We start from the raw sequence: 17,893 nt of genomic DNA on the forward strand, positions 1-17,893 counted from the left end.
CACACCCCGCGCCCAAGCTTCCACCGCCCAACGCTGGCTCCGACAGGGGGGCGCGCCGCCGTCGACTACCCACCTGGAAGTGCTTTCGCCGCCTCGCCAGACGACATCGGCTCCTTGCCCGGGCCGTCCTGGCGGTGTTGACTGGCACTGTCCACCCGTCCCCGCGCGTTCCACGGGATGGACACCTGACGCTGGGATTGCGACGTGATGACGCTACGAGCCAGGGTGCTGTTGATGTCGGCGGTGGCGCAGCGGCGAGGCACGCTGCGACGCGCCTTCCTGGCACGTCAGGGGATACCGTCCGGCCCGGAAGCTTCCAGCACGACCAGCGCGCGCGAGGCCTCGGAGGCGCTGGAGGAGACGGTGCGCGAGCGCACCGCGGAGCTCGAGGCCGCCAACGCCAAGCTGTCGCGCAGCCTGGAGCAGCTCCACGCCACCCAGGCCCAGCTGCTCTTCGCCGACCGGCTCATCGCCCTGGGCCGCATCGCCGCGGGCGTGGGCCACGAAATCAACAACCCCCTCGCCTTCATCCTCAGCAACCTGGAGTACATCCACCAGGAGCTCCAGCAGAAGGAGCAGCTGCCCGAGCGCGAGCGCCAGGAGGTGCTGGAGGCGCTCGCCGAGACGCGCGACGGCGCCGAGCGCATCCGCCTCATCGTGCGGGACTTGCAGACACTCTCGCGCTCCGAGGACGTGGGCAGCGGCCCGTCGGACGTGGGCGCGGTGGTGCGCACCGCGGCGAAGATGGCCATGCACGAGCTGCGGCACCGCGCGCGCCTGGTGGTCGAGTGCGACGGCGTGCCCCCGGTGCAGGGCAACGGCGCCCGGCTGGGTCAGGTGTTCCTGAACCTGCTGCTCAACGCGGCGCAGGCCATCGTCCCCGGTCAGGTGGAGCTCAACGAGGTGCGCGTCGTCGCGAGCGAGGCGATGCCCGGGCGCGTCGTCGCGGTGGAGGTGCGCGACACCGGCTGCGGCATCTCCCCCGAGCACCGCGAGCGCATCTTCGACCCGTTCTTCACCACCAAGCCCCTGGGCGTGGGCACCGGCCTGGGGCTCGCCGTCTGCCACGGCATCGTCACGTCGCTGGGCGGCACCCTCACGCTGGAGAGCGCGCCCGGCCGGGGCAGCATCTTCCGCGTCACCCTGCCTGTGGCCGGCGCCTTCGCCCAGCCCCCACGGCAACTGGACGCGGCGCTCTGACCACCTGGCTGTCGTAGGGCGTCATGCCCTCCATCGGCGGCGCGTACAGGTGCAGCGACACCGCGCCCCGACGCGACGAGTTGTGCACGCGGTGGATGGTGTCCGACGCCTCGATCAACAAGTCGCCCTCCCGCGCGCGCTCGACGACGGCCGGCAGCAGCCTGTCTCCCGCCCAGTCGTAACGCGTCTCGTCCAGGCTCCCCTGCACGAGCAGCGACACGCCGGCGGAGCCGCCATGGTCATGCACGAGCGAGCCCTGCCCCGGCATCCAGCACACGAGCAGGAGCTCACACGCGTCCGTCTTCGCCAGCGTCGTGCGCACGTAGCGCGCGTCGTCGAACCGGACGAGCGAGCCCAGCAGCCCCCAGTCGGGGCGGCTGTGACGAAGCCGCTCCACCAGCCACGTCAGCGATGGGACGGCGTCCCGACCCTCTGGCAGAGACCAGCCGAGCAGGCTCTTCGTGTCCGGGACCTCACGGTCCCACTCTCCTGTGGTGGAGCGCTCTCGCATGGGTCCTCCCGGGATGTGCGTGGGAGTGTGGACACGCCCTCGGACCCTGACCAGGGGTTGCCATCCGATTGTCCACACCGCCAGCGTGGATGCCGTCACGCGCAGGCGGACATAGGATTGCGGCGTGCAAGGACACAGCAGCCCATGGGATGTGGCCATCGTCGGGGGCGGGGCCAGCGGAACATTGTTGGCCATCCACCTCCTGAAGCAGGCACGCGCGCCCCTGCGGGTGCTGCTGCTGGAGCGAGGCCGGAGCGTGGGCCAGGGGCTCGCCTACTCGACCCGCAGCCAGCGTCACCTGCTCAACGTCCCCGCCGGGCGCATGGGCGCCTTCATGGAGGACCCGGAGCACTTCCTGCGCGCCGTGCGGCGACAGGCGCCCGACACGGCGCCCGGAGACTTCGTCCCCCGGCAGCGCTATGGCCAATACCTGGCGGAGGTGCTGGAGGAGACCCGCGCGCGCGCGGCCCCGGGGGTGCGGCTGGAGACGCGGTCCGCGCAGGTGGTCTCGATGCGCGAGCACGGCGGCCTGGTGACGCTGACGACCGGGGACGGCGCGGAGCACGTCGCGCGCCGCGCGGTGCTGGCGCTGGGCAACGCGGACCCCGCGGACCTCCGGGTGGAGGACGGCGGGCTGTACGCGAGCCCCCACTACCACCGCTCGCCGTGGGTCCCTGACGCGCTCGCCGGCATCGGCGCGAAGGACGCGGTGCTGCTCATCGGCACGGGGCTCACCATGGTGGACGCCGTGCTGTCGCTGGAGGAGCAGGGCCACACGGGCCCCTTGTACGCGCTGTCGCGGCACGGGCTGCTGCCCCACCGGCACGTGCGGGCCGCCGCGGGCACGTACGACTCGCCCGGCATCCGCGACGTGCTGCGCGCGCTGCGACGCGAGGGCTTGCGGCCCCAGGACGACACCACCCTGCACCCCATCCCCGTGCGCGTGCGCGCGCTGCTCCGGGTGCTGCGGCGCGAGGTGCGCCGGGCCACGGACGCGGGGGCCAGCTGGCGCGCGGTGGTGGATGCGTTGAGGCCGGTGACGGTGCCCCTGTGGCAGCGGCTGTCGGACGTGGAGCGACGGCGCTTCCTGCGCCACCTGCGCTCCTACTGGGACGTCCACCGCCACCGGATGGCGCCCGGCGTCGCCGATGGGCTCGAGCAGCTGATGGAAACAGGACGGCTGACGGTGCGCGCGGCCCGGGTGCGCGGCTTCCGGCTGGACGACACCGGCACGGTCCACGCGCGAATCCTCCCGCGAGGCGAGGGCCGCGAGGAGCATCTCCAGGTCCGCCACGTGGTGAACTGCACCGGCCCCGAGGGCACCGTCACCCGGCACGGCCACCCGCTGCTCAAGCGCCTGGCGGACGAGGGGCGGCTGCGGCCGGACACGCTCGGCATGGGCCTGGACACCGACAGCCACGGCGCCCTGCTGGACGCGAGCGGGCGGACAGGAGGGCTCCTCTACACCCTGGGACCCCTGCGCCGGGGGGAGCTGTGGGAGACCACGGCCGTGCCGGAGATTCGCGCCCAGGCCCGCGCGCTCGCGGACCACCTGCTGGCCCGGCTGAACCATGGCCTCCTGCCTCCCCGCCGCAGTGCCGGCTGACCCTCGGGCCGGACGCTGGCCCCCGGTCCCAGACGGCGAGTGAAGTCACGGAAGGATGACGCGGCGAGTCCCCGGAGCGGGGGTTTCATGCGAGGCTCCGCCCGCCGGACTCCCCCTCATGGCCCTCCACCGTCCCCTCTACACCCTCGCTGGCGGCGCACTCGCCGTCCTCCTCGCCTGCGGGGGCGGGTGGGCGTACGTGAAGCTGCGCACGGGGCCCCTGGAGGAGCGGCTGGTGCGGGAGGTGGGGGAGCTGTCGCGCACGAGCTACGCGCGGCCCTCGCACGTGAATCCCTCGGTCCCGGGCAGCTTCGCGCGCCACCTGGAGCCGCTGCTCGAGCCCGTGCTGCAGCTGTATCAGGAGCAACAGAAGCCACAGGGGAACTCGGCGCAGGGGCAGCCCTGTCGGGACGTGGCGGACGGGAAGCTGCCCACGTCGGCGCTGACGCAGGGTTGTGAGCAGGCGCTGGAGCGGGCCCGGCCGTTGCTCGCGCGGGTGCTGCTGGCGACACACGCGGAGGTGGGGGGGCTGCCCGAGCGATTGGGGGCGCTGGCGCCCCTCACGCCCGCCCGCGCCAATGGCCGGTTCGCGCTGATGTACGTGGTGCACCTGGCGGCGTTGGAGACGCGGGTGCGGCTGTCCCACGGGCAGGCCTCGGCGGCGCTGGATGTGTGTCTGGACGCGCTGGCGCTCAGCCGGGAGCTGGAGCTGGGGGGAGGCATGGAGGGGCAGCTGCTCTCCGCCACGGGCCACGGCGTGCTCTATCACCCCTGCGCGGACGCGCTGGACGCCGCGCCGCTGGAGCGCAAGCGCCTGGCGATTTCGCAGCTGGCGCGCCTGGCGGATGGGTACGCGCCCTTCTCCGTCACGCTGCGGCAGGAGTCGGTGCTGCTGCAGCTGGTCCACTTCCGGCCGCTGCTCTCCGAAGAGACGCTGGCGCGGCTGCCGGCGGGGAGCCAGGACATCGTCCCGCCGGAGCTGCTGGGACTCGCGCCTCCGGACGACAACGCGCTGACGGCGCGGCGCGCGTGGTGGCAGCTGGTGGAGGGCTTCGACGCGCTGACGGCCGCCGCGGACCTGCCCACGGGGGCGCGCCGGCGCGCGTTCGCGCTGCTGGAGCTGGGCACGCTCAGCCTCCACGGTCCGGACGTCGTCACGTATGGCGAGTACGCGGAGCGGCTGGACTTGCGCCGGCTGCAGCACGACGCGCTCATCACGCTGGCGGAGGTGGACCTGGCGCGCGCCGAGCGGGGGCACTGGCCGGACTCGCCGCCCCGCCACAAGGACTCCTCCTTCGTGCTGGAGCCGATGGGGCCCACCGAGGCCCGGCTGCGTCCCTGCTCGCGCGCGTACGCGGCCCAGGGGCTGCGCGTGACGGCGGACCTGGCGCGACAGCCGGGGCCCTGACGCACGGCGTCCACCCGCGCCTCCCGGGACTGCAGGCGAGCAGGCCCCGGTCAGCGGCCTGCCCGGCGGGTGCGCCAGGGCTACCTTGCCTGAGGACGCCGAGCCAGAGCCCTGGAGGGGGAGATGAATCCACCACACGCACGTCGTGCGGCGTCGGACGCGCACGGGGCTCGTCGCGAGGAGTCGGCACGCGAGGCACGGTGCTCGCCCGATGCCCGTCGGCGCGTGCCGGACGCGAACGGGCCTCGGCGCGTGGACCCGGAGCAAGCGGCGCGGAGTTCGCCTGGCGCACGTCATCTCGCACCGAACCCGCCCGAGGCTCGTCGCGCGGAGCTGGCGCGATGAGGGCGGGCCGCTTCGTCGCGGACCTCGACTCTTCGGCCGCGCTGCTGCGGGCGCTCGCGGCCTTCCTGCACGGCCGGGACGCTCCAGCGCTGGGAGCCCACCGCCACACGCATCCGCTGTTCGAGGCGCTGGCGCCCGCCGTCAACCGCCTGTCGGTGCCGCTGCGCGAGGTCGCGTGGGTGCGCGGCGCGCTGGCGGAGGCGCTGACGCCGAGGGCCCTCGCGCGCTTCGACGCGGAGGCCCTCGCACGCTGGGTCGTGGGCCGCTACCCGAGGCGCCGCTACCCGGCGGCCGTGGTGGGCGCCACCAACGGCGCGCTCGTCCACCTGTGCGCCGCGCTGGGAATCCCGTGGCTGCCGCAGACGCATCTGCTGTCCGTGCGCCATGACGGCCAGGTGCCCGTGGACGAGCCGATGAAGACCCTCGGCTTCGCGCGCGAGCCCGCACGTCGTCTGTTGGAATCCCATCCGGACCTGCAGCTCCACCACACCCACGACGCCAACCACGACCGGCTCCTCCTCCAGGGGCTGACGCACTTCCGGGTGAAGCGGCGCGGACTGAGCCCCGCGTACATCCGCTTCCTGGAGGAAGCGCTGGAGCCCGGCGCCACCCTCTTCGTGTCCGAGTGCGAGCTGCGCTGGCCTACGCTCCAGCAAGGCGAGCGGCATGTCTTCCAACAAGGCTCGCTCGGCGGCGCGAGCCCGGACGAGTACTACCTGGGCGGCCCTCGCGTGGAGGCCTACCTGCGCAAGCAGGGCTCGTCCCTGACGCGCTGGCCGTCACCACCGCCGGACAGCGACAGCCCGGAGGCGGAGTGGGGCTTCGAGCCCGCCCTGCGCGAGGACCTGCTGCGGCTCGCACGCAAGCGGCGCTGGAGACTCAAGCGCATCGTCTACCCGGAGCCGGAGGCGCTCAGCCCGCTGGTGGCGGACCTGTACCGGCACTGGTACCGCGAGCGGAAGATGCCCTCCGGCAAGCTGCTGGCGGAGTGCTCCATCCTCCTGGAGCCCTGGTGGACGCTGCGCACCGGCGCGGTGCCGTTCTGGATGGTGCTCAACACGCGGGCCTCGGCGCGCGCGCTCGAGCGCTACCTGGACCGCTCCACGCCGTGGGACACGATGTACCTGACGCTCTGCTCACGCGGGGTGGAGTCCATCGGACTCGCCACGATGGAGCACTGGCGCGAGCTGCTGTCGCGAGGCCGCACCCGGGGCCAGCTGCTCGGCGTGGACGCGCGGGAGTACCCGCGCGACTTCGCGTCCTTCGTGCGCTACCACCCGGCGATGCGGCGCGCGCTGTCCGCGCATCACTCCACCCGCGAGCGATTGCGGCCGGAGCGCCTGGACGCGTTCCTGAAGCAGCACGGCGAGCGGTACGCGGTGCAATGGCTGGAGACGGACGTGCGCCCGCGCCACCAGAGCGCGGGCGTGGCCTCCTCCTGGTTCCAGTGACGACGCCTCAGGCGGCCGACACCGCCACCGAGCCGAGTCCCTCGACGACGAGCTTCACCCGGTCTCCCGGCTGGAACATGTGCGCGATGGTCGCCGCGCCCGCCAGCACGATGCTCCCCGCGGGCAGCACCTGTCCGCGCTTGGCGAGCAGCTCACACAGCTGCACCAACGACAACACGGGGTCCCCGGAGATGGCGTCCGAGCGGGCCGAGTGCGCCAGCGCGTCGTTCACGAACATCTTCATCTCCAGCCGCGTCAAATCCATGGCGCGCGGCGGGTGCTCCTGGGTCCCCAGGACGAACAGGGACGAGGACGCGTTGTCCGCCACCACGTCCGGCAGGGAGAAGTACTTGAAGTCGCGGTAGCGCGAGTCGAGGATCTCCATCGCCGCGAACACGGACTCACACGCATCCAGCGCCTCGTCGCGCGTCACGGTGCCCTTGAGCTCGCGCGCGGTGCGGAAGGCAATCTCGGGCTCGATTTTCGGGTGGATGCCCTGGGCGAGCGACACCACGCCGTCCGCCTGCACGCGCATCTTGTCCGTGAGGACGCCATACACGGGCGAGTCCAGGTTCATCTGCCGGCGCTTGGCCTCGGACGTCAGGCCCATCTTCAATCCCACCAGGCGCTCACCGGCCGCGAGCCGCAGCTTCAGCCCCTCCTCCTGGATGGCGTACGCGTCCGGCACGGACAGCGCGGGCAGCTCGTTGGTGAGGGGCGGCACCTCCCGCCGCTCCCGCCTCGCGTCGTCCAGTCGTCGGGCCAGCTCCGCGGGGTTCACAGTCCCAGTCATCGCATCCCTCTTCTGAGTCCGCGGCGCGGAAAGCCGGCGCCGGGGGGCGCGCAGCAGAGCAGCTTTCGCGGTGTCGGGCGAGGGTTGCTCGCATCGGCCGTCACCGGGGTATAAGCCCGAGGACCCGGGATTGGGGGTGTCTCCCGGGCTGGCATCGAGCGGTCGCCATGCGGCATCACCCCGACGAGACCTCCCGGCCGGGGCGGGCTCCACCGAAGCAAGGACTCGACTTCATGCGCTACTCTTGGCTCTTCGCGGCAGTGCTGCTTCCCTCCTCCATCGCGCTGGCGGATGACCGCGGCCGACACACCCACGATGGCTTCTACCTGCGCGGTCAGCTCGGCCTGGGCTACACGCACTCGGCCGCCGTGGGACAAGGCGTGGACCTGGCCCTCAAGGGCGGCGCGGGCACGCTCAACCTGGAGCTGGGCTTCGCGCCCATCAACAACTTCATCCTCTACGGAAAGCTGTTCGGCACCTCCACACCCAACCCGGACATCGAGGTGGAGGGCGTCACCATCGAGGGGGACGAGGACGACGACGTGGCCAGCAACTACGCCGCCATCGGCGTGGGCCTCGCGTACTACTTCATGCCCGTCAACTTCTACCTCTCCGGCGCGGTGGTGGCCAACCAGCTCAGCGCCTCGTACGAGGGCGAGACGGAGGCGGAGACCGACACCGGCGTGGGCCTGCACCTGGGCCTGGGCAAGGAGTGGTGGGTGAGCGACAACTGGGGCGTGGGCATCGGCGCGGAGCTGGCGCTGGGCCGCATCCGCGGCGAGGGCAACGACGACTGGAACGTCACCCACTTCTCGCTGCTGTTCACCGCGACCTTCAACTGAAGTGAGGTCGCGCGCCGGGCCGTGACGCCGCCTCGAGCCGAGGAGCTCACGGCCCGGTCCGCATCAGGCGCTCAGCCCTGCTGGTTGAGCCCGGCGACCATGGCGCGCACGGCGGCGCGCGGGCTCAGGCGCACCATGAAGGCCCCCACCGCGTTGGCCACGCCGTGGATGGCCAGCACGCGCCCACGCATCATCTTCGCGTACGCGTGCTCCACCACGTCCGGGGCCTTGGCCACGCCGGTGCGCTGGAACAGGCGGGTCTTGTCGTTGCCCGCGCGCTGGGCGAACTCGGTGTGCGTCGCGCCGGGGCAGTGGCACGTCACCGTCACGCCCGTGCCCTTCAGCTCGTAGGAGAGCGCCTCCGACAGCGACACGACGAAGGCCTTGGTCGCGTAGTACGTGGCCATGTAGGGCCCCGGCTGGAAGCCGGCGGTGGAGGCGACGTTGAGGATGCGGCCGTGGCCGCGCTCGCGCATGGGCCGGGCGAACAGGTGCGTGAGCTTCAACAGCGCGGTGCAGTTGACCTCCACCATCTCCCCCTCGCGCTTCACGTCCTGGTCCAGGAAGGGGCCCGCGGAGCCGAAGCCCGCGTTGTTGACGAGGAACTCCACCACGAGGCCGCGCTCGGCCACCTGCGCGAAGAGCTGCTCGGGCGCCTCCGGCCGCGTCAAATCCGCGGGCAGCACGTGGGCCGTCACCCCGTGCTCCTTCTGGAGCGTCGCGGCGAGCGCCTCCAGGCGCTCGGCACTGCGGGCGACGAGGATGACGTCGTGTCCGTCCCGAGCGAAGCGCCGCGCGAACTGCTCGCCCAACCCCGCCGATGCTCCGGTGATGAGGGCCACCTTGCGTGACATGTTGTTTCCTCCCGGGGCGTTTATAGCCGAGCGGGAGCGGGACGCACGTCAGGTGCTCTCGCGTCGGGGCAGGGTCACCTCGAAGTGGCTGCCCTTCTCCGGCTCGCTCGCCACCTGGATGGTGCCGCCGTGGGCCTCGACGATCTGCCGGGTGACGTAGAGCCCCAGGCCCAGGCCGCCGTAGTGCCGCTCGCTGACGGCGCGGCCGAAGCGCTCGAAGATGTGGGACTGGTACTCGCGCGCGATGCCGATGCCCGCGTCCTCCACGCGCACCACCACGTCGTCCCCCGCGTCCTCCAGCTCCAGGCGCACCGGCTGGCCCGCGCCGTACTTCAGCGCGTTGGCGAGCAGGTGCGTCAACACCTGCTCCAGCCGGCAGCGGTCCCAGTGCCCCTTCACGTCCCCGTGCGTGGTGAGCGACACCTCGCTGCCAGCCTGGCTCGCCGCGAGCGCCAGGCGCGTCTTCACCTCGCGCGCCAGCACCTCCAGGTCCACGTCCTCACGGTGCAAGGACAGCCGTCCGCTGGACATGCGCGAGACATCGAGCAGGCCGTGCACCAGCCCCGACAGCTTGTCCACCTGGCGCTGCACCACGTCCAGCTGCGAGAGCACCAGCGACGTGGGCAGGTAGGGCCTGTCCTTGGGCGTCTGCTGCCGCAGCCACTGCAGGCGCAGCTGCAACGGCGTGAGCGGCGTCTTGAGCTCGTGGCTGGCCACGGCGAGGAACTCGTCGCGCAAGAGCACCGAGCGGCGCGCCTCGCGGTAGAGCCGGGCGTTGTCCAGGAACAGCGCCGCGCGGCGGGCCAGGTCCTGCGCCGTCTCCAGGTCCGCCTGGCTGTAGTGGCGCGAGGGGCGCACCGCCAGGAACGTGAGCGCGCCCAGCGAGCGGCCCCGCGCGACGAGCGGCACGGACATGATGCCGTGGAAGCCCACCTCGCGCATCGTCTGGTAGTGCGCCTCGCTCACCGACACCCGATGCAGCCACGCGTCGTCGACGTCATCGACGAGCAGGGACTCGGCGTGGCGGGCCACGCGCGTGGTGGGGTGGATGCTGCCCTCGGGCCCGGGAGGGAACTCGCGCACGCGCAGGGCGAGCGGCGCATCGCGCGCGTCGGCGTGCGCCACGGACGTGCGCTGCACGGCGCCCCCCTCGTCGATGATGTCGACGAAGCACCAGTCCGCCATGACGGGCACGCTGAGGCGGGCCAGCGTGTCGAGCGTCACCTTGGGGTCGAGCGACGACGAGGCCAGCAGGCGGCTGGCGTCGGAGAGGAAGGCCGCGCGGTGCTCGGCGTCCTCGGCCTCCGTGCGCGCCTGTTGCTCCTCTCGCAGCAGGCGGGCGGACTCCAGCGCCAGGCCCGCGAGGCGGGCGAGCCGGGAGAGGGCCACCTCATCCTCGTGGCTGAAGTCCCCCACCTCCCGGTCGAAGAGGTAGAGCACCCCCGCGTTCGAGGGCAGCGCCACCGCCAGCCGACCCCGGGGCTCCGCGCCCCGCGTGGCGGCGCGGCGCTCCCGCCGGGCTCGACCGCCTGCCGAGGGCACGGCGTAGCCGCCCCAGACCTCGTAGGCGCGCGAGAGCGAGGTGACGCTCGCCCCCCGCGTCCTGCCGGGAGCAGGCGTCAGCACCACGGTCGCCTGGTGCGCGCGCGTCAGCCGGCGGGCGACCTCCACGAGCACCGTGAGCGCCTCCTCGACGGTGGCCGCCGAGAGGAGCTGCCGTGAATCCGCATCCGCCGCCGCGCGCGCCTCTTCCTCGGACATCGGCGCGACAGGTTCCATGGGCATGTCTGACTCCCTTTACACACAACCCGGTCCGGCCCCTCGCGCCTCCAGTGCTCTGTATTCCCCCGCCGCTCGCCCACCCTCCGGGCAGCCGGAGTCGTCACCCGTTTGACGCGAGAGGACGACGCTCCGAGGCGCGCTTTCCGTGATGCTGGTGACGGCTGGCTCGGTTGCGTACATTGCGCCCCGTTCGACCCGGGCCCCCGCGCTCCCCCTGTCTCCCGGCACCCGAGGGACCAGGCGCTCGCGAGCCATCCCGGGGACGGGCGCACGGAGGGCTCGGACATGCAGAAGGTGCTCAACTACATCGGCGGAGAGCTCATCCCCGCGCGCGGCGGCCAGTGGCTGGACAAGCCCGAGCCCGCGACGGGCAAGGGCTACGCGCAGGTGCCGGACTCGGACGCCACCGACCTCCAGCACGCGGTGGAGGCCGCCCAGCGCGCCTTCCCGGCCTGGGCCGCCACGCCCGCCGCCGAGCGCTCGCGCCTCCTGCGCAAGGTGGCGGACACGATTCGCGAGCGTCTGGACGCGTTCGCCCGCGCGGAGTCCATCGACTCCGGCAAGCCGCTGTCGGTGGCGTCCAGCGTGGACATCCCGCGCAGCATCCTCAACTTCGAGTTCTTCGCGGACGCGGTGACGCAGTTCTCCAGCGAGGCGCACGCCACGGACGGCGTCGCGCTCAACTACACGCTGCGCTCGCCGCTGGGCGTGGTGGGCTGCATCTCGCCGTGGAACCTGCCCTTGTACCTGCTGACGTGGAAGCTCGCGCCCGCGCTGGCCATCGGCAACTGCGTGGTGGCCAAGCCCTCCGAAGTCACCCCGATGACGGCGTTCCTCCTGTCGCAGGTGTGCCGCGACGTGGGCCTGCCGCCCGGCGTGCTCAACATCGTCCACGGCCTGGGCCCCAAGGTGGGCGCGGCCATGAGCGAGCACCCGGACATCCCGGCCATCTCCTTCACCGGCAGCACCCGCGTGGGCGCGGAGATTGCCCGCGTGGCCGCGCCGAGCTTCAAGAAGCTGTCGCTGGAGATGGGCGGGAAGAACCCCAACGTCATCTTCGAGGACTGCGACTTCGAGGAGGCGCTGGCGACGACGGTACGCTCGTCGTTCTCCAACCAGGGGCAGATCTGCCTCTGCGGCCCGCGCATCTTCGTGCAGCGCCCCATCTATGAGCGCTTCCGCGACGCGCTGGTGGCGCGCACGCAGGCGCTCAAGGTCGGTGACCCGCTGGAGGCCGGCACCGAGCAGGGCGCGCTGGTGTCCCAGCAGCACTTCGACAAGGTGATGGGCTACATCGACCTGGCGAAGCAGGAGGGCGGGCGCGTGCTCGCGGGTGGCAAGCGCGCGAGCCTGACGGGCCGCTGCCGCGAGGGCTGGTTCGTGGAGCCCACCCTCATCGAGGGCCTGGACGCAAGCTGCCGCACCAACCAGGAGGAGATCTTCGGCCCGGTGGCCACGCTCATCCCGTTCGACACCGAGGACGAGGTGCTCGCGTGGGCGAACTCGACGAAGTACGGCCTGGCGGCGAGCGTGTGGACGCGGGACGTGAAGCGGGCGCACCGCTTCGCCTCGCGGCTGCACAGCGGAATCGTCTGGGTGAACTGCTGGATGCTGCGTGACTTGCGCACGCCGTTCGGCGGGGTGAAGGACTCGGGGGTGGGGCGCGAGGGCGGCTGGGAGGCGCTGCGCTTCTTCACCGAGCCGAAGAACGTGTGCATCAAGCTGTGACGCGCTGGACGGAGACGCGACGTGAGCACCAGTGAGCGAGTCGATTCCCAGAAGGCCCCGGAGCCGGTGGGCCTGTATCCCCACGCACGGCGTGTGGGCAACTTGTTGTTCCTGTCGGGCGTGGGCCCGCGCGAGCGCGGGACGAAGAAGATTCCCGGCGTGGAGCTGGACGCCGAGGGCAACATCACCTCGTACGACATCGAGGCGCAGTGCCACTCGGTGTTCCGCAACGTCCGCTACATCCTGGAGGACGCGGGCTCCTCCTGGGACAAGCTGGTGGACGTCACGGTGTACCTGACGGACATGAAGAAGGACTTCCCCACGTACAACCGCCTGTGGGCGGAGTACTTCAAGGACAACCCGCCGTGCAGGACGACGCTCGAGATCAACCGGCTGCCCACGCCAATCGCCATCGAGCTCAAGTGCATCGCCACCATCGGAGATGAATGAATGGGCCGGCTGACCCCCATCAACTTCAAGAAGTGGATCGACGAGCACCGCCACCTGCTCAAGCCGCCCGTCGGCAACCAGCAGGTGTGGGCGGACCGTGAGTTCATGGTCACCGTCGTCGGCGGCCCCAACGCGCGCACGGACTTCCACATCAACGAGGGCGAGGAGTTCTTCTACCAGTTGGAGGGCACGATGAACCTGCGCGTGCTCGACGACGGCAAGCCCGTGGACATCCCCATCTCCGAGGGGGAGATCTTCCTGCTGCCGCCCAAGGTGCCGCACTCGCCCCAGCGCCCCGCGGGCACGGTGGGGCTGGTGCTGGAGCGCCGCCGCCTGCCGCATGAGCTGGACGGCTTCATGTGGATGTGCCCCTCCTGCGGCGAGAAGCTCTACGAGGAGTTCGTGCACGTCACGAACCTCGTGACGCAGCTGCCGCCCATCTTCGAGCACTTCTACGGCAACGACGCGAACTGCACCTGCAAGAAGTGCGGGACGAAGGTGACCAAGGGAGGGCCTTCGCGTTGAAGGTCGACATCCACACGCACCTGCTGCCCGAGAAGCTGCCGCGCTTCGCCGAGCGCTACGGGTACGGCGGCTTCATCACGCTGGACCACCACGCGCCGTGCCGCGCGCGGATGCTGCGCGACGACGGGAAGTTCTTCCGCGAGGTCGAGAGCAACTGCTGGGACCCGGTGAAGCGCATCGAGGAATGCGACGACGTGGGCGTCCACGTGCAGGTCATCTCGACTGTGCCGGTGATGTTCAGCTACTGGACGCAGCCGGAGCACGGGCTGGACCTGTCGCGCTTCCTGAACGACCACGTGGCCTCGGTGGTGCGCGAGCACCCCAAGCGCTTCGTGGGGCTGGGCACGGTGCCGCTGCAGTCGCCGGAGCTGGCGGTGCGGGAGCTGGAGCGGTGCGTGAAGGAGCTGGGGCTGGCGGGCGTGCAGATTGGCAGCCACGTCAACGACTGGAACCTCTCCGACGAGAAGCTCTTCCCGTTCTTCCAGGCGGCGAGCGAGCTGGGCGCGTCCATCTTCGTCCACCCGTGGGACATGATGGGCGAGGCGAAGATGCAGAAGTACTGGCTGCCGTGGCTGGTGGGCATGCCCGCGGAGATGTCGCTGGCCATGTGCTCGCTCATCTTCGGCGGCGTGCTGGAGCGGCTGCCCAGGCTGCGCTTCGCCTTCGCGCACGGCGGCGGCGCGTTCCCCGGGACGCTGGGGAGAATCGAGCACGGCTTCGAGGCGCGGCCGGACCTGGTGGCGGTGGACAACAAGGTACCGCCGCGCGAGTACCTGGGCCGCTTCTGGGTGGACTCGCTGGTGCATGACGCGGACACGCTGCGCTTCATCGTGAAGCTGTTCGGCCAGGACAAGGTGGCGCTGGGCAGTGACTATCCGTTCCCGCTGGGCGAGCTGCGCCCGGGCACCCTCATCGAATCACTGACGGAGCTTTCATCCGACGCGCGCGAGCAGCTCCTGTGGAAGAACGCCCTGGCGTGGCTGGGGCGCTCGCGCGAGGACTTCGCCCCATGACGACGTACACCTTCGAGGACTCCCAGGACTTCGCGCGCAAGGCCGACGCCGAGGATGCGCTGCGCTCCTTCCGCGAGCAGTTCCACTTCCCGCCCGGCCCGGATGGCAAGCCGGTGGTGTACCTGGCGGGCAACTCGCTGGGGCTCCAGCCGAAGAACGCCGCGCGCTACGTGCAGGAGGAGCTGGAGGACTGGGCCCGCTTCGGCGTGGAAGGGCACCACCACGGGCGCCACCCGTGGCTGCACTACCACGAGCTCGTCACGGAGCAGGCCGCGCGGCTGGTGGGCGCGAAGCCGCAGGAAGTCGTGGTGATGAACACCCTGACGGTGAACCTGCACCTGATGATGGTGTCGTTCTACCGACCCACGAAGGAGCGCTTCAAGATTCTGGTGGAGGGTGGCGCGTTCCCGTCGGACCAGTACGCGGTGGCCTCGCAGGCGCGCTTCCACGGGTTCGACCCTCGCGAGGCGGTGCTGGAGCTCAAGCCGCGCCAAGGTGAGGAGACGCTGCGCACCGAGGACATCCTGGCGACGCTGGAGCAGCACGGCCATGAGGTGGCGCTGGTGTTGCTCGGCAGCGTGAACTACCTCACGGGCCAGGCGTTCGACATTCCGGCGATTACGCGCGCGGCGCACGCGAAGGGCTGCTTCGTCGGGTTCGACCTGGCGCACGGCGCGGGCAACTTGAAGCTGTCGCTGCACGACGACGGGCCGGACTTCGCCGTGTGGTGCTCGTACAAGTACCTCAACGGCGGGCCGGGCAGCCTGGGCGGTGTGTTCGTGCACGAGCGGCACGCGCGCTCGAAGGACATCCCCCGGTTCGAGGGCTGGTGGGGGCACGACAAGGCCACGCGCTTCCAGATGGGGCCGCACTTCGACGCGCTGCCGGGCGCGGAGGGGTGGCAGCTGTCGAATCCGCCCATCCTCCAGTTGGCGGCGCTGCGCGCGTCGTTCGAGCTGTTCGACCAGGCGGGCATGGCGGCGCTGCGCGCCAAGAGCGAGCGGCTCACGGGGTATCTGGAGTTCCTGTTGGACAAGCTGCCGTCGGGCTACGTGCGCATCACCACGCCGCGCGACGTGAAGCAGCGCGGGGCGCAACTGTCCCTGCGGTTCCAGGGCGACGCGCCGAGCATGCTCAAGCGGCTGGCGGACGCGGGCATCATCTGTGACTTCCGCAAGCCGGACATCATCCGCGCGGCGCCCGCGCCGCTGTATTGCTCGTTCACGGATGTGTACCGCTTCGTGAAGACGCTGGAGGGACATGCCCGTGGGTGAGCGGAACGAGGCTGTCACGGTGGTGGGCGCGGGCCTGGTGGGCTCGCTGCTGTCCGTGTTCCTGGCGCGGCGTGGGCACACCGTGGAGGTGCTGGAGCGTCGGCCGGACATGCGGCGCGAGGTCATCGACGCGGGGCGCTCCATCAACCTGGCCATCTCCACGCGAGGGCTGTACGCGCTGAGGCAGGTGGGGCTGGAGGAGGAGGCGCTGCGCCACGCGATTCCGATGCGGGGGCGGATGATTCATCCCCCGAAGGGCGCGCTGATGTACCAGCCCTATGGGAAGGATGACTCGCAGCACATCAACTCGCTGTCGCGCGCGTGGCTGAACAAGTTCCTGATGAGCGCGGCGGAGGCCACGGGCAAGGTGCGCATCCGCTTCAGGCAGCGGGTGTCGGGCGTGGACCTGGACCAGGGCGTGCTCACGGTGGTGGACGAGGCCACGGGTGAGGAGCGCCGCGAGGAGGGCCGCGTGGTGTTCGGCACGGACGGCTCCGGCTCGGCGGTGCGGCAAGCGCTGGAGAAGGTGCCGGGGTTCGAGTCGACGTCGGAGACGCTGGGGCACGGGTACAAGGAGCTGACGATTCCTCCGGGCCCGGGCGGCGCGTTCCAGATGGAGAAGCACGCACTGCACATCTGGCCGCGCGGGACGTACATGTTGATTGCGCTGCCGAACGAGGATGGCAGCTTCACGTGCACGTTGTTCCTCCCGTGGAAGGGGCCGGTGAGCTTCGAGTCGCTGGACTCCCCTGCCCGGCTGGAGGCGTTCTTCGAGGAGCAGTTCCCGGACGCGAAGGCGCTCATCCCGGATTTGACGCAGGCGTTCTTCGCGCGGCCCACGGGCAGCATGGTGACGGTGAAGTGCGCGCCGTGGAACGTGGGGGGCAAGGCGGTGGTGATGGGGGACGCGGCGCACGCCATCGTCCCGTTCTTCGGCCAAGGGATGAACTGCGGCTTCGAGGACTGCACGGTGCTCGAGGGGCTGCTCGGCAAGGGCGGGGACTGGGAGACGCTGTTCGGGGAGCTGGCGCGGCTGCGCAAGACAAACGCGGATGCCATCGCGGACATGGCGGTGGAGAACTTCGTGGAGATGCGCGACAGCACGGGCAACCCGCGCTTCCTGTTGGAGAAGGCGGTGGAGAAGGTGTTGCTCAACACCTTCCCGGGCGAGTTCGTCAGTCGGTATTCGATGGTGAGCTTCAGCCGGGTGCCGTACCGGCTGGCGTACGAGGTGGGGGCGATTGCCGGTGGCATCGTCTCGGAGCTGTCCGAGGGGCTGACGCGCGCCGAGGACGTGGACCTGGAGCGGGCGAAGCGGCTCATCCACGAGCGGCTGGTGCCATTCATGAAGGAGCACGCGGATGGATTTCGGACTGAAGGGTAGGCGCGCGCTCGTGATGGGCGCGTCGGCGGGGCTGGGCTACGCGACGGCCGAGGCGCTGGTGAAGGAAGGCGCCACGGTGGCCATCTGCTCTCGCGGTGGGGAGAAGCTGGAGAAGGCTGCGAAGTCGCTGGGCGCGGCGCTCGCGGTGCCGGCGGATTTGAACCAGCCGGGCGCGGCGAAGCGGCTGGTGGACGAGGTGGTGGCGAAGCTGGGCGGCGTGGACGTGCTCGTGGTGAACACGGGCGGGCCTCCGGCGGGCGGCTTCGAGTCGTTGACCGCGGAGCAGTGGCAGTTGGGGTTCCAGAGCCTGTGGATGGCGGCGGTGGATGGAATCCAGGCCGCGCTGCCGGGGATGAAGGAGCGCAAGTGGGGGCGCATCGTCCTGGTGACGTCGCTGGCGGCGCGTGAGGCGATGCCGAACCTCACCATCTCCAACGGCCTGCGCGCGGGGTTGCTCGGGTTGGTGAAGACGGTGAGCAATGAGGTGGCGCAGCACGGTGTCACGCTCAACGCGGTGCTGCCGGGCTTCCACGCCACGGAGCGGATGACGCAGCTGGGCCTCACGGACGAGAAGGTGGCCCCACAGATTCCCGCACGGCGACTGGGCCGGCCGGACGAGCTGGCCTCGCTGGTAGCGTTCCTGTCCTCCGAGCAGGCCTCGTACATCACCGGCCAGTCGATCGCCGTCGACGGTGGCGCGGCGCGCGGGTTCTGACGTACCTCCGTG

The 17,893-nt window shown here is 71.2% G+C and carries 16 protein-coding genes; 12 read left to right on the forward strand and 4 right to left on the reverse strand.

Annotated features, from left to right (window positions below; all coding sequences use genetic code 11):
- Positions 1–207: 207 nt before the first annotated feature.
- Positions 208–1,200, forward strand: a complete 993-nt coding sequence (locus OWM54_RS15995; RefSeq protein ID WP_046711070.1) for a sensor histidine kinase — start codon at positions 208–210, stop codon at positions 1,198–1,200.
- Here the strand turns inward: OWM54_RS15995 and OWM54_RS16000 are convergent.
- Positions 1,139–1,711: a cysteine dioxygenase gene (locus OWM54_RS16000; RefSeq protein ID WP_267698059.1), complete on the reverse strand. Its 573-nt coding sequence runs from the start codon at positions 1,709–1,711 to the stop codon at positions 1,139–1,141. The two genes, OWM54_RS15995 and OWM54_RS16000, sit on opposite strands and share 62 nt — an antisense overlap.
- Before the next feature lie 151 nt (positions 1,712–1,862).
- On the opposite strand from OWM54_RS16000, the gene OWM54_RS16005 reads away from it, so the two are divergent.
- The 3 genes from OWM54_RS16005 to OWM54_RS16015 all read left to right on the forward strand — a co-directional run bounded on the left by OWM54_RS16005 (position 1,863) and on the right by OWM54_RS16015 (position 6,521).
- Positions 1,863–3,317: an FAD/NAD(P)-binding protein gene (locus OWM54_RS16005; protein WP_267701135.1), complete on the forward strand. Its 1,455-nt coding sequence runs from the start codon at positions 1,863–1,865 to the stop codon at positions 3,315–3,317.
- Positions 3,318–3,435: 118 nt separating this feature from the next.
- Entirely contained in the window at positions 3,436–4,725 is a 1,290-nt protein-coding gene (locus OWM54_RS16010) for a hypothetical protein (protein WP_267698060.1), read from the forward strand.
- A 341-nt stretch (positions 4,726–5,066) separates the two neighbouring features.
- Positions 5,067–6,521 carry a hypothetical protein gene (locus OWM54_RS16015; protein WP_267698061.1) on the forward strand — a complete coding sequence of 485 codons (1,455 nt, stop codon included), beginning with the start codon at positions 5,067–5,069 and terminating at the stop codon, positions 6,519–6,521.
- A 7-nt stretch (positions 6,522–6,528) separates the two neighbouring features.
- Here the strand turns inward: OWM54_RS16015 and OWM54_RS16020 are convergent, their stop codons facing one another.
- A complete protein-coding gene (locus OWM54_RS16020) occupies positions 6,529–7,314 on the reverse strand; it encodes a 2-keto-4-pentenoate hydratase (protein WP_223745997.1) in 786 nt (261 codons plus the stop codon).
- Positions 7,315–7,547: 233 nt separating this feature from the next.
- Between OWM54_RS16020 and OWM54_RS16025 the strand changes: the two genes are divergently transcribed.
- Positions 7,548–8,156, forward strand: coding sequence for a hypothetical protein (locus tag OWM54_RS16025; protein ID WP_141324897.1), 609 nt, complete (start codon positions 7,548–7,550; stop codon positions 8,154–8,156).
- Positions 8,157–8,227: 71 nt separating this feature from the next.
- Here OWM54_RS16025 and OWM54_RS16030 read toward each other — a convergent pair whose 3' ends face one another.
- Both OWM54_RS16030 and OWM54_RS16035 read right to left on the reverse strand, forming a co-directional pair.
- On the reverse strand, positions 8,228–9,010 hold the full coding sequence (locus OWM54_RS16030; RefSeq protein WP_267698062.1) for an SDR family NAD(P)-dependent oxidoreductase: 783 nt from the start codon (positions 9,008–9,010) through the stop codon (positions 8,228–8,230).
- 48 nt (positions 9,011–9,058) lie between these two features.
- The gene (locus tag OWM54_RS16035) at positions 9,059–10,795 is read right to left on the reverse strand and encodes a sensor histidine kinase (RefSeq protein ID WP_223745994.1); all 1,737 of its coding nucleotides are present in this window, start codon (positions 10,793–10,795) and stop codon (positions 9,059–9,061) included.
- A 282-nt stretch (positions 10,796–11,077) separates the two neighbouring features.
- Between OWM54_RS16035 and OWM54_RS16040 the strand changes: the two genes are divergently transcribed.
- Genes OWM54_RS16040 through OWM54_RS16070 form a run of 7 tightly spaced genes read left to right on the forward strand, consistent with a single transcriptional unit; the run spans position 11,078 to position 17,881 of the window.
- On the forward strand, positions 11,078–12,520 hold the full coding sequence (locus tag OWM54_RS16040; RefSeq protein ID WP_223745993.1) for an aldehyde dehydrogenase: 1,443 nt from the start codon (positions 11,078–11,080) through the stop codon (positions 12,518–12,520).
- 21 nt (positions 12,521–12,541) lie between these two features.
- Positions 12,542–12,970 (forward strand): RidA family protein, encoded by a 429-nt coding sequence (locus OWM54_RS16045; RefSeq protein WP_141324887.1) that lies wholly within the window; start codon positions 12,542–12,544, stop codon positions 12,968–12,970.
- Positions 12,971–13,495 carry a 3-hydroxyanthranilate 3,4-dioxygenase gene (gene nbaC / locus OWM54_RS16050; RefSeq protein ID WP_223745992.1) on the forward strand — a complete coding sequence of 175 codons (525 nt, stop codon included), beginning with the start codon at positions 12,971–12,973 and terminating at the stop codon, positions 13,493–13,495.
- A complete protein-coding gene (locus OWM54_RS16055) occupies positions 13,492–14,508 on the forward strand; it encodes an amidohydrolase family protein (protein WP_223745991.1) in 1,017 nt (338 codons plus the stop codon). The genes nbaC and OWM54_RS16055 overlap by 4 nt, the downstream gene beginning before the upstream one ends.
- A complete protein-coding gene (gene kynU, locus OWM54_RS16060; protein ID WP_267698063.1) occupies positions 14,505–15,782 on the forward strand; it encodes a kynureninase in 1,278 nt (425 codons plus the stop codon). The genes OWM54_RS16055 and kynU overlap by 4 nt, the downstream gene beginning before the upstream one ends.
- On the forward strand, positions 15,769–17,166 hold the full coding sequence (locus tag OWM54_RS16065; protein ID WP_420715333.1) for an FAD-dependent oxidoreductase: 1,398 nt from the start codon (positions 15,769–15,771) through the stop codon (positions 17,164–17,166). The genes kynU and OWM54_RS16065 overlap by 14 nt, the downstream gene beginning before the upstream one ends.
- Positions 17,144–17,881, forward strand: coding sequence for an SDR family oxidoreductase (locus tag OWM54_RS16070; protein ID WP_267698065.1), 738 nt, complete (start codon positions 17,144–17,146; stop codon positions 17,879–17,881). Before OWM54_RS16065 ends, OWM54_RS16070 begins: the two co-directional genes overlap by 23 nt.
- Positions 17,882–17,893: the final 12 nt, after the last annotated feature.

This window comes from Myxococcus sp. MISCRS1 (assembly GCF_026626605.1).
GTDB classification, from domain to species: Bacteria; Myxococcota; Myxococcia; order Myxococcales; family Myxococcaceae; genus Myxococcus; species Myxococcus fulvus.

Excerpts from the sequence above, each read along its gene's own strand:
- nbaC (WP_223745992.1), top strand. The coding sequence starts at position 12,971 with ATGGGCCGGCTGACCCCCATCAACTTCAAGAAGTGGATCGACGAGCAC.
- OWM54_RS16030 (WP_267698062.1), bottom strand. The coding sequence starts at position 9,010 with ATGTCACGCAAGGTGGCCCTCATCACCGGAGCATCGGCGGGGTTGGGC.
- OWM54_RS16040 (WP_223745993.1), top strand. The coding sequence starts at position 11,078 with ATGCAGAAGGTGCTCAACTACATCGGCGGAGAGCTCATCCCCGCGCGC.
- OWM54_RS16065 (WP_420715333.1), top strand. The coding sequence starts at position 15,769 with ATGCCCGTGGGTGAGCGGAACGAGGCTGTCACGGTGGTGGGCGCGGGC.
- OWM54_RS16035 (WP_223745994.1), bottom strand. The coding sequence starts at position 10,795 with ATGCCCATGGAACCTGTCGCGCCGATGTCCGAGGAAGAGGCGCGCGCG.
- OWM54_RS16010 (WP_267698060.1), top strand. The coding sequence starts at position 3,436 with ATGGCCCTCCACCGTCCCCTCTACACCCTCGCTGGCGGCGCACTCGCC.
- OWM54_RS16020 (WP_223745997.1), bottom strand. The coding sequence starts at position 7,314 with ATGACTGGGACTGTGAACCCCGCGGAGCTGGCCCGACGACTGGACGAC.
- kynU (WP_267698063.1), top strand. The coding sequence starts at position 14,505 with ATGACGACGTACACCTTCGAGGACTCCCAGGACTTCGCGCGCAAGGCC.
- OWM54_RS16070 (WP_267698065.1), top strand. The coding sequence starts at position 17,144 with ATGGATTTCGGACTGAAGGGTAGGCGCGCGCTCGTGATGGGCGCGTCG.
- OWM54_RS16000 (WP_267698059.1), bottom strand. The coding sequence starts at position 1,711 with ATGCGAGAGCGCTCCACCACAGGAGAGTGGGACCGTGAGGTCCCGGAC.
- OWM54_RS15995 (WP_046711070.1), top strand. The coding sequence starts at position 208 with ATGACGCTACGAGCCAGGGTGCTGTTGATGTCGGCGGTGGCGCAGCGG.
- OWM54_RS16025 (WP_141324897.1), top strand. The coding sequence starts at position 7,548 with ATGCGCTACTCTTGGCTCTTCGCGGCAGTGCTGCTTCCCTCCTCCATC.
- OWM54_RS16015 (WP_267698061.1), top strand. The coding sequence starts at position 5,067 with ATGAGGGCGGGCCGCTTCGTCGCGGACCTCGACTCTTCGGCCGCGCTG.